Source organism: Microcystis sp. M113S1, from assembly GCF_020246945.1.
In the GTDB taxonomy this organism is placed as follows: domain Bacteria; phylum Cyanobacteriota; class Cyanobacteriia; order Cyanobacteriales; family Microcystaceae; genus Microcystis.
This window is the reverse complement of sequence record NZ_JADBSA010000246.1, coordinates 1-13,547: the sequence shown is the minus strand read 5'-3', so window position 1 is coordinate 13,547 and position 13,547 is coordinate 1. Positions and strand designations below refer to the sequence as shown.

General features: G+C 44.5%; 11 protein-coding genes and 1 pseudogene. 3 read left to right on the top strand and 9 right to left on the bottom strand.

Translation table 11 applies throughout. The annotated features are described in order from the left end of the window. Window positions 1–374: 374 nt before the first annotated feature. A complete protein-coding gene (gene menB / locus IM319_RS12280; protein WP_016514989.1) occupies window positions 375–1,208 on the bottom strand; it encodes a 1,4-dihydroxy-2-naphthoyl-CoA synthase in 834 nt (277 codons plus the stop codon). A 431-nt stretch (window positions 1,209–1,639) separates the two neighbouring features. Beyond that, window positions 1,640–2,590, bottom strand: a complete 951-nt coding sequence (locus tag IM319_RS12275) for a glycosyltransferase (protein ID WP_287735795.1) — start codon at window positions 2,588–2,590, stop codon at window positions 1,640–1,642. Between the two features lie 275 nt (window positions 2,591–2,865). Between IM319_RS12275 and IM319_RS12270 the strand changes: the two genes are divergently transcribed. Beyond that, a complete protein-coding gene (locus IM319_RS12270) occupies window positions 2,866–3,483 on the top strand; it encodes a serine O-acetyltransferase (RefSeq protein WP_004160672.1) in 618 nt (205 codons plus the stop codon). On the opposite strand, the gene ispD is transcribed toward IM319_RS12270, so the two are convergent. The 6 genes from ispD to bchD all read right to left on the bottom strand — a co-directional run bounded on the left by ispD (window position 3,478) and on the right by bchD (window position 9,824). Beyond that, the gene (gene ispD, locus IM319_RS12265; protein WP_287076733.1) at window positions 3,478–4,158 is read right to left on the bottom strand and encodes a 2-C-methyl-D-erythritol 4-phosphate cytidylyltransferase; all 681 of its coding nucleotides are present in this window, start codon (window positions 4,156–4,158) and stop codon (window positions 3,478–3,480) included. The two genes, IM319_RS12270 and ispD, sit on opposite strands and share 6 nt — an antisense overlap. Window positions 4,159–4,301: 143 nt before the next feature. Further along, window positions 4,302–4,700, bottom strand: a complete 399-nt coding sequence (locus tag IM319_RS12260) for a DUF1824 family protein (protein WP_287735794.1) — start codon at window positions 4,698–4,700, stop codon at window positions 4,302–4,304. A 470-nt stretch (window positions 4,701–5,170) separates the two neighbouring features. Next, window positions 5,171–5,848 carry a hypothetical protein gene (locus IM319_RS12255; protein WP_287735793.1) on the bottom strand — a complete coding sequence of 226 codons (678 nt, stop codon included), beginning with the start codon at window positions 5,846–5,848 and terminating at the stop codon, window positions 5,171–5,173. Window positions 5,849–6,031: 183 nt separating this feature from the next. Next, on the bottom strand, window positions 6,032–6,922 hold the full coding sequence (locus tag IM319_RS12250) for a hypothetical protein (protein ID WP_287735792.1): 891 nt from the start codon (window positions 6,920–6,922) through the stop codon (window positions 6,032–6,034). A 10-nt stretch (window positions 6,923–6,932) separates the two neighbouring features. Next, on the bottom strand, window positions 6,933–7,436 hold the full coding sequence (locus tag IM319_RS12245) for a hypothetical protein (protein ID WP_287076728.1): 504 nt from the start codon (window positions 7,434–7,436) through the stop codon (window positions 6,933–6,935). Window positions 7,437–7,823: 387 nt separating this feature from the next. Beyond that, window positions 7,824–9,824, bottom strand: a complete 2,001-nt coding sequence (bchD, locus tag IM319_RS12240; protein ID WP_287735791.1) for a magnesium chelatase ATPase subunit D — start codon at window positions 9,822–9,824, stop codon at window positions 7,824–7,826. A 190-nt stretch (window positions 9,825–10,014) separates the two neighbouring features. On the opposite strand from bchD, the gene IM319_RS12235 reads away from it, so the two are divergent. Beyond that, window positions 10,015–11,694 carry a hypothetical protein gene (locus IM319_RS12235; RefSeq protein ID WP_287735790.1) on the top strand — a complete coding sequence of 560 codons (1,680 nt, stop codon included), beginning with the start codon at window positions 10,015–10,017 and terminating at the stop codon, window positions 11,692–11,694. Window positions 11,695–11,949: 255 nt separating this feature from the next. On the opposite strand, the gene IM319_RS12230 is transcribed toward IM319_RS12235, so the two are convergent. After that, window positions 11,950–13,233 (bottom strand): TldD/PmbA family protein, encoded by a 1,284-nt coding sequence (locus IM319_RS12230; RefSeq protein WP_287735789.1) that lies wholly within the window; start codon window positions 13,231–13,233, stop codon window positions 11,950–11,952. Between the two features lie 211 nt (window positions 13,234–13,444). On the opposite strand from IM319_RS12230, the pseudogene IM319_RS22730 reads away from it, so the two are divergent. Next, window positions 13,445–13,547, top strand: a pseudogene (locus IM319_RS22730) (Uma2 family endonuclease); the annotation flags it as partial.

The window sequence follows — 13,547 nt, the reverse complement described above, 5'->3', positions numbered from 1 at the left end:
GTGTCAGTCTGTAGAGCGATCATAAGACCAGAACAGAGTAAATCTGTTAAGGCAGGTGCGGAACCCCGCAAGGGAAAGAAGCAGAAACCTAAATCGTGAGGTTTGGGAATCACCGTCCGTTTACGGCGGTGAGGATGTCAAGGATTGTCTCCCAATATCACAGCCATTTCGAGAAGGAGATCGGACACAACCCAGTCAAGGCCATCAGGGAAAAACCACTTCTGTTTGAAACCAATGCTGCTACCGAACCTAACTACTCTCTCTAAACTAGCATAGCTGATCAGTGATCAGTAGGAGTAGGGAGTATTAAGTGAGCAGTATTATCTGGCAGTTTTCTGCTTTCTTCCCACTGTTTACTGTTCACCGATAACTGATTAGGGTAGCCAAGGATATTGACTAAAATCGGGGGGACGTTTTTCTAGGAAAGCCTGTTTACCTTCGGCTCCTTCGGCGGTCATATAGTAGAGTAAAGTGGCATTACCCGCTAACTCCTGTAAACCCGCTTGACCATCACAATCAGCATTAAAAGCCGATTTTAGGCAGCGAATCGCCAAGGGACTTTTTTCGAGAATTTCTAAGGACCATTTAACCCCTTCCTGCTCTAATTCCTCCACCGGGACCACATGGTTAACCAAACCCATTGCTAAAGCTTGTTGGGCGTTATACTGCCGACAGAGAAACCAAATCTCGCGAGCTTTTTTCTGACCGACCACCCGGGCCAGATAACTAGAGCCAAAACCGCCGTCAAAACTGCCCACTTTCGGACCGGTCTGGCCAAAAATGGCGTTATCCGCTGCTAAGGTTAAATCACAAACCAAGTGCAAAACATGACCCCCCCCGACCGCATAACCTGCCACCAGCGCGATAACTACCTTGGGGATGGAGCGAATTAATTTCTGTAAATCCAGCACATTGAGCCGGGGTACGCCATCATCGCCAATATAACCCGCCTGACCGCGCACCGTCTGATCGCCACCGGAACAAAAAGCATATTTGCCGTCGCTGTGGGGACCTGCACCCGTGAGCAATACCACCCCAATGCGCGCATCCTCGCGAGCATCACAGAAAGCGTCGTAAAGCTCAAAAACTGTCTTCGGACGGAAGGCATTACGCTTATGGGGGCGATTTATAGTGATTTTGGCGATTCCCCCCCATTTATGGTAAAGAATATCCTCGTAGGTTTTGACGGATTGCCATTCAACGCTCATAGTCTCGGTTATCGGCACAGCTTTTTTACCTTACCCTATTTTGTCCCCCACTTTGAAGCCTGGATCGCCTGAATAGGGGAATGGATAGTTGACCGAAAAGGTTTAAAGCTGATTCCCTTCCTGATGTTTTCTGGGTATTTATTCAAAATATATTGATCCTATTTGCTAAATTTAAAGAGGTAAAAAATATGAAGACAAGTAATACAACTAAGCTTGAATCATTAGAGTTTTATTTGGGACTAAAATATCCGATAACAATTTATCCTGATGATCAGGGGGGATATGTATCAGAAATTAAGCATCTTCCAGGATGTTTTACTCAGGGAGAAACCATAGAGGAAACCTTGATCAGTAAACAGTAATCAGTAATCAGTAATCAGTGAACTGAAAACTCATATCTGATAACTGATCACTGGTCACTGATAACTGAATTAAAGCCATTCGATTTCTTTAGCTTTTTCGGGTAATTTAGCCGTGGCTTGTCCTTGGCTGCGGGACTGAAACTGAATTAAATCGAGGGGAGTAGCCAATAAATCTACTAAATCTGCTTTACCAAACAGTAACTTGAGAGTATTTTTTGGTAGCTCTTTAAATAACCAACGACCGAGAGTAAAAAATAACTCTTGACTGGTTAAAGGTCGCATCAATTCGACACCATACAATTCGTGAAGATAGCGATTCGAGCGCCCGTAACGTTTTAATTGACCTCTTAAGTCTTCTAAGGTAGAACGATGACGATGGTAAATAATTGCCTCTGGTGCGTAGGTTAATTGCCAGTCGGTTTGTTGTTGAATACGCCAACAGATATCGGCATCACCACCGGTAGTTAAATAAGGACGAAATAAACCAACTTTTTGAAAAGCTTCTCGACGAATAGCGAGGTTAGCAGTTTGACCGTAGGGACAAAAAGAATGTTCTAAAAGAAATTTTGGTGACATAAAGTGACGACGTTCCGCATAATTTTCCAACCAAGTGGAACCAGTTAACGCAGCAATTTCACCCGCTACCAGACCGATGTTAGGATCTTTAAAGGGTTGGATCAATTCTGTCAACCATTGCGGTGCGGGACGACAATCGGCATCGGTAAAGGCCAGAAAAGGATAACGAGAGCTTTTGATCCCTTTGTTGCGAGCAGCGTAGGAGCTTTGTATGTGATTTTCGCTTAAAATGATCAGTTTCAGTCCCCTCTGTTCTTGTGCTGCCTTTCCTAATAATTCTGCCGTGCGATCGCTACTATTATTATCAACTAAAATATATTCAACTAATTGACGGGGATAGCTCTGTTTGGCTAAACAATCAATTAGAGGGGGTAGATCTTTCTCTCCGTTATAAACTGGCACGATCACGGATACTTCGGGAAAGAACTGCAAGATAGTTGACATCGTTGGAGACCAATAAACGGGGGACGGTTGAACTATTCCCTACAATCATACTATAATCAATAGCAACAAAGCGGTTCTTCGTTACTTGTTCTGGTTCGATAGGGTGGCATAAATCGACTAAATCCTTATCTGGCAAGAGATTTAATTGATTGGTTAGCTCTAGATCGAAAACAATTGACAAAAATCGCCAAATGTCTTTCTTTATAACGGTTTCATCTCTTATAATCCTGTCCGTTGCATAAGACAAACCGAAGAACCCTTATTTTAGACCAACGATGAAAAGTTTCTTCCGAAAATTATTTTTCTATGTGGGTATTCTTTGGCTCTCACCCTTAATCATTGCTTTTCAGGTAGCTAATAATCGGGAGCTTATCTTAGGTGATGTGCGGCGTTGGGTAGAGTTATTAGGCCGGGAAAAAAGAGCAGATTGGTTACAATTGTTAGCTCTGTGTCTGGAGGCAAAAGAATTTAGAAATTTATATTATTGTCGTCTTTTTCAAGGTGGTTCATTCAGCCGTTTTTTTATGTATATTCTTAGGTTTTTCTATCGAGAAAGTTCCTATTTATTTCTAGATTCTTCCTGTTCGATTGGCAAAGGATTATTTATTCAACACGGTTTTAGTACGATTGTTATGGCGGATTTGGGCGATAACTGTTGGATTAATCAACAGGTAACAATTGGGTATAAAGATAAAAGCGGTCGCCCCAAAATTGGCAATAATGTCAGGATTACCGCTGGCGCTAAAGTCTTAGGAAACATTACCATCGGCGATAATGTCACCGTGGGCGCAAATTCAGTGGTAGTCAAAGATGTTCCAGCTAATTGTGTGGTGGTGGGTATTCCCGCTCGTATTATTAAACGCGATGGGGTTAAAGTAGATGAAAAATTATAAACGTTGACTTAAAATATATTCGGCAATGGCCAGATCCCCCGGAGTAGTAATTTTTAAGTTAGTTTCTTCACCGACGACAATTTTGACGGGAAAACCACATTTTTCTAATAAGGCGGCATCGTCGGTGACTTCCCAAGCTAATTTTCGGCCCTGTTCATGACATTCTTTTAATAATTTTACCTGAAAACCCTGGGGCGTTTGGGCCGCCCACAACCGCGAGCGATCCGGTGTATCCTCAATCCAGCCCTTGCTATCGACAATTTTAATCGTATCTTTCACCGGAATCGCCGCAATGAAACCCTGACAAGTGGCTAAAGCGGCGGCACAGCGATCGAATAATTCGGGAGTGGCCAAACAGCGCGCCCCATCGTGAATTAAAACCGTCTGGGCCCCCTCTGGTAGGGATTGTAAGCCATTATAAACCGATTTTTGTCTGGTTTCGCCTCCTTGGATGATTTGCACCGGTTTAAGGGCATTTATGGCGGTGATAATTTCTCGGATATCCTCAAAGTCTTCTGGTTGTGCCATAATCCCAATCCAGATAATTGCCCGGGATTGCATGGCAGCCAGCAAAGTCCAAGCGAGGAGCGGTTTTCCGTGCAGGGTGAGCAGTAACTTATTGCGATCGCTGCCCATGCGTTTACCCATTCCCGCTGCTGGAATTAACAAATACATATTTTTTTCAGGTAAAAAGTTAACAAGAGTCAGGAAAGAGAATTCAGTGGACAGGAGTGGGGAGCTTTTTGCCTCTTATTTGTAAACAGTAATCACTGTCCGGCTGATGGTTAATCGCTTAAATAACCCAAAAACTATGCCTCTTAAGAGAATAAATCGAGGGGAAAGTGACCATAAGTACCGACTAATTGATCATTTTCTGACTGACAAGAAACCAGGACACCGCGATAGGTTCCCGTATAGGAATCGAGATAGGAAGCTTGTCTTCGGGTATTGTATTTAATATACACCGCTCCCTGTTCTGGGGGGTCTTCTGGGAGACTATTAGGTAAGGGGTATCCCAGGGCTTGTAGATAACTTTTCAGGGCTTTAAAACCCTCTTCATTGTTATCGGCGCAGATACCTAAATTAATTGATTCCGAACCTTGGTTAACTAATAAAATTGCCTGTCTTAGAGCTTCTTCTTCTTCAGAGGATTGGGCAATTTTTAGTTGAATACATCCATATTCTTTTAGGAGTTTCAAGGCTTCTTCAATAGACATGAGCGGTTAGATATGTGTGGCTAAAGATAAAAAATAAACTGTTGCTGCTGTCCTTACCGACAAATTCCCAAGAAAAAAAGCCCTAAATCATTGGGGTTTAGAGATAGGAAAATTTTGCATTGGTCTTAATCGTAAGATCGCCAATTTCGATCATATCAGGTTGGGGACAGAAAAATTTATCGGGGTTGTTCGAGCGCTCCGGGTTGTGCGGGCATTTCACACTAAATCCGGTTATTAAAGAATGATTATTTATGGTTTGCTGAATAAAGCTAAAAACCTTGTTGGGTAAGACTTTTAGACCTTTTGTCAATCAAAAAGTACTGGATATGGCAGTGATCGGGGGGAAATTTAGGCACTTTTTCCCTGAAAATTAGGTAATTGGCCATCTCAAAACTGGTAAAACCCCACACCCCACACCCCACACCCACCGAAAAACTTTTTCAGCAGACCCTATTTATTCCCCCTATTGCCTATTGCCCATTGCCCATTGAATGAGTGCCTGTCCTCATAAGTAGCCTATGCTCAACGGATTTAGTATCACTCACTGCTTTTTGATAGCCAAAGTAAGCACCTATAATAATTCCAGCACCAAAACCGATCGCTAGGTAAGACAAAATTATACTGAGGGGAAAAGAGGAGTGTCTCCGATGAGATAGGGAAAATCGCTCACCAGTCGCCACAATATTCTCAGCAGCTTCAGTGAACTCCTCCGGTGTCTCTAGGGCTTTTTCTTCGGTTGTTTCAGAGTCTTCCAAAGCTTCTGGGGCATCTTCTCGGTCATTTTCGGCGATTTCTTCGGTTATTGTCGGCAAAGAGTTTAATTTAGTGACACGATTGACGATTAAATCATCTTGACTCAGGGTTATCGATTCTTGCCAAGCGGGGATATCGGATGCCTCGGTCATACCGTAAACGATCACTTGTTCTAATCCATCGATGCCCAAGCTTTTGATTTCTGCCGACAAAAAAGGTAATAACTTGTGTTGATTGGGTATATTTTTGGATTGAACTTTTAGAGTCAGGACATTTTCTTGCGGGGTGGCTTCAACAACCTCTATTTTTGTGGTTAAGAGACTTTGGTTAAGTAGAGCAATAATAGCGGCTGCATCTTGCTGTTTAGCGGCATGGATAAGTTGTGCCTGATTCATGACCTTGAGGGGCTAAGGAGGGGATATTATACTAAATCCCGTGGAAAAGGTATAGGAAAGTGGGTGAGTGCCGGAGCAGGGGGAAACAATCCATAACTGGGTTTTTAAAGTTGAATTGGGACTTAATCATGCTATTAAAAACGGATTTGGTATCGGTCTGTCCATCCCTGCCTCCGGTGCCACTTAAATTTCCGCCACGGCTCTTTCGATTAAACGACGAGCCAGGGTTTGAATGCCAGTATGTTCATAGTAATTAGTCGTCATATCGAGGAATGCCCCAACATATACCAATTTATCAGCAGAAAAGTCGATAAATCCCTGAATTTTGCTCAATAATCCCTGCTGGCTCAAACTGCGATCGCTGACAAAACTACTCATCCAACCTTTAGTGGAGTCGAAACTTTGACCGATAAAGTCTAATTTTCTGGCAGTATTTCCCCCCGGAATCAATTCTTTAATACTGCCGAAAGTGGAGTTAGATTCTAATTCTTCCGGGCTGAGAATGCTGAGGCTCGATTCCACTTTCCGGATAAAACTGCCCCCCAGGGGAATTAAACCATCCAAACAAACTAACGCCGCCATCCGCATCAGGGATTCGCCGCTATAATCTGCCAGAGAAGTGACGAAATCATCGATACTATCCCCCGGAATGCCATTAATTTGACAAAAAGCGACTAATTCTGTCACTAATTTCAAGGTTAGATCGATGGTTTGCGCTTTTTCGGGGGCAGGGGTTAATTTTTCGATTAAACCGCCCATGAGGGGAATTTTACCACCGACGGCATTAGCAAGAGAGGCGGCGGCTAGGGCATTATCGGCGCTGTCGATGGTTTGGTAGAGCCAAAGCGCCCGTTGATAGCCCTGGGATTTATCATTAAACAACCAAACGGCTCGATCGCCAATCTGTTGGATCATGCTTTCGTCGGTTTCGCCGGTGACTTTGATAATCGTATTTTTAAACCCGACTAGGTTATCCCACTGCCCCGGCACGACATAATCAAGGGTTTTGAGAACTTTGACGGTGAGATTATTAGTCGGTAATTCGTCCACCAGTTCAAAAATTGGCTTACTCACGGATGTCTCCTTACTTTAATTTTGCTAGACCATCTAAATCGAACTTAGCTAACCAAGCTTGGCGATTGCTGGCGGAAAAATCGGCATCCCGCGATAAAACCTTGACTTGATAGCGATTATTGACTAAAACGGCGGTGGCGGTTGCACCCTGTTCGACAGAGGGAAAACCTTTAATTGTGGTTTGACTGTCTTGGAATTTATTGGCCGCCGCGGGATTATTGCTGATGTCAGATATGGCTAACATAGCCAGAACTTTGCCATCTTGCTTCAGTTTTGCCTCAGCAAAGCCTTTTTTCTCCTGGGTATAGACGCGCTCGTATCCTCCCCCAGAAGGCGGGAAAAACCGATTAAAACTGCCGCCAGAGGTGGATTCTTTCACCACTGCCGCCGCCCCGCGAGCGGTACTTTCTTGTTGCGCTTGGTCAAATTGTGAGGGAGCTTTAGCACAGGAAGTTACTAGCAAAAGTACCGCCAATACCCCTGCTATCAAGATTTTGCCAAATCGAAAGCTCATAGTTCTCTTAATTAAAACTTACTAATGTTTGTTTGTAGTATATCTCTCGCTTATTGCTGATTATTGTTAAGTTTTTCTAGATTCTCTCACACCAGACCGGGAAAAGAAGAGAAAATCAGCAAAATTCGATTCAATAACTAATTTTTAGGAGTACATCTCAATATTAGCTCTCCTGCAAAAATCAAAAATCTTCCGTTAGTGGGACTTATGCGTTTTCGGTCAGCACATTACGGGACAAAGGGTTAACCTCGATTTATGATTTTCCTTGATATATCTGGGTTTCAGCGATTTTGGGCTTGGTCGAAGTAAATCCCAAGCGGGGATTGGAGTTGAGGCTAACACCCCACACCCTGCCACCACCGAAAAACTTTTTGCCGCAAACCCCAGCTACAGTCCCGCAATTGCCCCTCGCGCCATAGATGCGATCGCTTGTTCCGTGGCCCGGGGTAGATGATAATATTTACCCCCGGCTTTTAGGGCTAATTCTTTGGCAAAACCAGTGGAGACGAATTTTTTCTCCGTATCGATGACCAGCAGTTTAATGCCTAAAGAGCGAATTTTAGCGGCAATATCGAGCAGTTCTGCCTTAATATCCGGTTTTTCCCCCTCCGGAATCGGTTCGCCTAAAGATTTCGCCAAAGGAATATTACTTCTACCGTCGGTAATCGCCACAATCACCACTTGACCGATATCCCCCGATAAACGGGCATTCATCCCCACATGAACCGCTTGGGTTAAACCGTGGGCTAAGGGGGAACCGCCGCCACAGGGCAGGGTTTCTAGACGTTTTTTCGCTAGGGTAATCGATTTGGTCGGCGGCAATAGTACATCTGCTCGCTCGCCCCGGAAAGGAATCAGCGCAATCTGGTCGCGATTTTCGTAAGCTTCCGTTAACAGACGCATAACCGCACCTTTGGCCGACTGCATCCGATTGAGCGCCATGGAACCGGAGGCATCGACGACAAAGACAATTAAAGAACCGGCCTTACGGGCCAACCGTTTTGAGCGCAGATCCCCTTCTTCTATAATCACACGACGTTCAGGATTCCTTAAGCGACGGGCTTTTTGATAGGGGGCGGCCGCCCGGAGAGTGGCATCGACGGCGACTCTTTTCACCTTGCCCCGGGGTAACATCGGCTTAATATAACGTCCTCTATCTTCCGAGAAAATCAGGTTACGCGCCCCCGATTTCCCCTGACGCTGGGCCATCTGGGCGAAATACAGCACACTGGGATCCAGTAAAACCCCTTCCGGGTCGAAAACAAATTCTTCCGGCAAATTATCCGGCTGTTCCGGTTCTTTTTCTTCCTCTTTCTCCTCCTCTTTTTCTTCCTGTTCCTGCTGGTTTTCGTCTTGGGGCGGTTCCGGTGGTGGCGGTGGTGGCGGTGGTTGTTGTTGTTCCTGTTCTGGGGGTGGTGGCGTAATCAGCGATCGAGGTACAATAACTAATTCGACGGCTCTTTTTAAGTCATCGGCACTGACTAAATCCCGACCTTCTAAAGCAGCGGCGGCCTTGGCTACTCTCACGGCAAAAATCTCGGCGCGATGACCTTCCACCCTACCGCGCACCGCTTCCTCCACTAGATAACTAATTTGTTCTGGTTTAATTTTTACCTCTTTTAACCATTCCCTCGCCAAGATAATTTCGGTTTTTAGATCATCGATTTCTTGGGCATATTGGGCGATAAAAGCGGTGGGAGAAACAGCATACTCGATCGCCTGATTGACGGCGGTTACTCGTTGGTCTAAACTGAGGACACCATCGGCGGAAAGAGCAATGGCAATTCTATCTAATAAATGGGTTCGTAAATCCCCTTCTTCTGGGTTATAAGTAGCGATCAGGATTGGTTTACAGGGATGTTGAAAACTGATGCCTTCCCGTTCAATTTGGTTGCGCCCTTCGCTTAAAACTGTTAGTAATTGGTTAGCAATTTGGTCATCAAGTAGATTAATTTCATCGACGTAGAGAATTCCCCGATGGGCGCTGGCTAATAAACCGGGTTGAAAGACTGGTTCCCCCTGTTTCACCGATTCTTCCACATCGACGGAACCCAATAAACGATCCTCGGTCACTCCTAGGGGAATCTGCACAAAAGGGGCCCGGATAACTTCCGTGGCGACTTCTCCACTGCTATATTCTTCTTTGGTGCGATCGTCCCATTCGTCGGGATTATTGGGATCACAATTAAAGACATTACCCGCGATAATTTCGATCGGTGGCAGTAGGCAATCTATCGCTCGCGCCATGACTGATTTGGCGGTTCCCCGACGACCGGCAATTACCACACCCCCTAGAGCGGGATCCACGGCAGCTAAGAGTAGGGCTAATTTAATCGCTTCTTGGCCGACAACGGCAGTTAGGGGAAAATTGAGGGTCAGAGTGGGCATAGATCTAGATTCAGGCGGCCAAATTCTAGTGTAAAACAGAAGCTCACTGGTCTGGCACTTTTCCTCTTTTGATTCCCGAACTCAGATTTTAGCCGCATCTCGATGGATTTCTTCATCCCCGAACCGATCGACAAGTTGCCGGGTTAATCTAGGATTAGCTCCTGATAACGGCTGTAGAGAGGACAAAAATATGATAGCGACAATAATCGATCGCCTTACGGAAACCAACCCGCAAATTATGCGAGAATGGCAAGGAAGATTAACCCCGAAAAATATCTCGATCGCCTCGGTTATCTCCCTCGTTGGTCAATTATTAGTTTACTTGTACTATCAAAATCTCTTGCCGGTAGGGACGGGATTTAGTCGTTACTGTACCGCTAATCCCCCCAAAAACAACGACTATTATCCCTATAGTGGGCTTAAATACTGTATCCAAGACTTAAATGGTGAATGGATGATTATCTCCCGGTTATGGTGGTTAGATATCTTCACTTTTCTGAGTATTACCGGTATTTTCGCTCTTTTAGTGGTGGGAACCTATCAATTAATCGCCGATCTTTCCGGGGAAGAACGCCGGGGTACACTTAATTTTATCCGTCTGAGTCCCCAACCCGCCAAAACGATTTTTATCGGCAAAATTTTCGGGGTTCCCATTCTCCTCTATCTCGTCTGTCTTCTCGCTTTACCCTTTCACTTGGGGGCGGGTTTATCAGCAGGTATTCCCTTATCCCTAATTTTAGCCTTCTACGGGGTTCTAATCGCTAGTTGTGCCTTTTTCTATCATGCAGCCCTTAGTTTCGCTTTAGCCACGCCATGGTTAGGGGGATTTCAACCCTGGTTAGGCAGCGCGACAGTCTTAATCTTTGTGTTTTATAGCACTATTTTTACTTTATCGGGCCATAGCTCCCGTACCCCCTTTGATTGGTTAATTCTCTTTAATCCTAGTTTTGTCCTTCCCTATCTAGTTAAATCTACCTTTCTCCCCCCCGATGCGGTACGCTATCTAGGAATCCCACAAGTCTTCGACCTTCGTTGGTACGGTCAATCTCTCTGGCAATCGGTTACAACGGGTATTAGTTTAATTTTGCTCAATTTTGCCCTCTGCACCTACGGGTTAACCAGAATTATCCAGCGTCGCTTCCATAATCCCCTCGCTACTCTTGTTAGTAAACCCCAAAGTTACTGGATGATGGGTTGTTTTAGCGCTATTAGCCTGGGTTTTGTCTTCCAAACTCTGGAAACGAGCTATATTTTCGATAATTTTGCGATTCTTAGCGTTTTTGTGGCGATTTTTGGCTTGTTAATCCTTTTTGCCCTCACTCCCCCTCGTCAAACTATCCAAGATTGGGCGCGCTATCGTCATCTGCAAGGAAAAACGGGCATTAGTCTGGGGAAAGCTGTAATCTTTGGCGAAAAAAGCCCTTCTACCCTAGCCATGGCTATTAACGTCGCCATTGCCATTTTATTGATCCTTCCCGCTATTTTTATCGCCCCTCTCCATCAATATAAACTAGCCACTGCAGCCGGGTTTCTCTTGGCAATGAACATGATTTTAGTCTATGCCGCTATCGCCCAATTATTGATGTTAGCCAGCACAAATAAACGCGCTTTGCTGGCAGCCAGTAGCATCGGCATTTTGATTATTTTCCCCTTCCTCTGTTTCGCTGTCTTGCGAGTTAATCCCAGTCAATCTCCGCTTTTATGGTTTTTTACTTTTCTTCCCATTGCCGCTACTCAATACGCTACACTTCCCTCTTTCGCTTTGGCAATTTTCAGTCAGTGGTTGGGTTTAACCCTCCTCGGATGGCAAATTAATCGGCAATTAAATCGCCTTGGTGCCTCGGCAACTAAAGCGTTAATGCCGGGCTAAAAAATACCGACTCAAAGGGGAGATTAAATAATATCTCTGCCGACAATTTTCTCCCCTTGAGTGTCGGTTAAATTTTTTTTCCAAAAAAGCTTGACAAAACTCCGCGACTTGACAGATAATTTCTTATATAATGGGAATCCGTGCCTGCCTGCGACCCCCCTCTTTTCAGGTCAAATAAAGCCCAAAAAAATTAACCCCAAAAAGTAGTCGGTGAACTGATAACTGATAACTGATAACTGATAACTGATAACATTTTTACCCCACCACCGATAAACTATCAACAATTAGCGAGGGAGTATAACAGGAGCCATTCCATTGATTATCAGATGCCAAAGCGATTAAATTCTGCAAAGCTGTATAAACATTTCCCGTCACCATTGTATCTTTAACTCGTCCGGTAATTTTGCCCTTTTCTATGCGATAACCCAGATCGATATTGACAGAAAAATCGCCTGAAATATCGGCCCCATGACCTAAAATTTGGTCGATAACTAAGCCTTCATCTATTTGCGAGATTAAATCCTCTAAAGTTCCCTCTCCCGGTGCAACGATTAAATTAACTAAATCTGGCAGAGGATAAACGCCTAAACCAGGACGAAAACCGTTTCCCGTCGGAGGAGTTTTTAATAATCTGGCCGTGGTAAGATCGCTATAGAATTCCTTAACTCTACCTCCCTCAATTAAAGATAAAAATTTGGTGGGAGTTCCCTCATCATCAAAGGGACAACTATAGGGTTCTCGGTTGGGTTGTTGGGATAAAGTCAACTTTTCTGACATCACCAATTGACCGATTTTATCACTCCAGGGCGAGGACTTTTCTAAGAGATGTTTCCCATTTAAAGCCATCGCCACCGTACCCCATAACAGGGTAACTGCATTAGCGGTCAATAAAATTGGTAATTTCCCCGTGGGACTATCCACATTATTTGCTGCCCATTGTAGTCGCTGCAATAACTGTTTAATTACCGTTTCGAGATGAGGTGTACTGCGAGTATATTCCCCATCATAAACCGCTAGAAAATCCTCCCCCCGCACCCATTCAATCCCCAGATAATAACTCAAAGATGTATCAGTATATTGACAATATAAACCCTGAGAATTAACTAAACGGGTGATTTCCCGTTCACATTCCCATTCACCACTACAAATAACCTCAGGGTAGGCTTGGCGAATTTTGCCAATCATTTGATTACCCATATCGATTAAAGATTCTACCGCTACATCTTGCCCAATCGGGTCATAGATTGCCCGTCGTGGTGACGAAAATTCGATTTCTTCCGGAGCATTGAGATAGGATAAATTTAACGCCGTTTCTACTAAAATTTCAGGTTCCACATCACCATAACCCACCGCTAACCCTGGACAACCCTCGCGCCATAATCTTAAGGCAGTTCCCACGGATTCGGAGCTTTCTAGCTGTTTGAGACGATTAGCCTCAAAAAAAACGGGATGGGAAAGGGATGAAGATTGATAAACTTCGGCTGCCACCGCTCCCGATTTGAGAGCTAGTTCGATGAGTTGTTGCGGATCGATCGTCATGGTGATAGTTTTTGAGATAATAGCTATCTGATTATCTCAAGCCCCGGCACTTCGGCGCAAACGCTGCTAATAAGACTGCGACGAGTTAAAAAATTTTTGCTTATTCATCAATAATATTTTTGAGCAAAGATGATCAAGTTGGCAAAAAAGTTATCATAAAATCGATCGAGAGTCAAAAACATGGATACTCCCACCTAGAGAGGCCGAAAAAATGACGATTGCCAAAAGCGACGAAACTGCCACCTCTCCGGCACTGATAGAAGAAGATTTCGAGGACTTCTGGGAACCCACCCCACCCCCCACAGACTTAATTT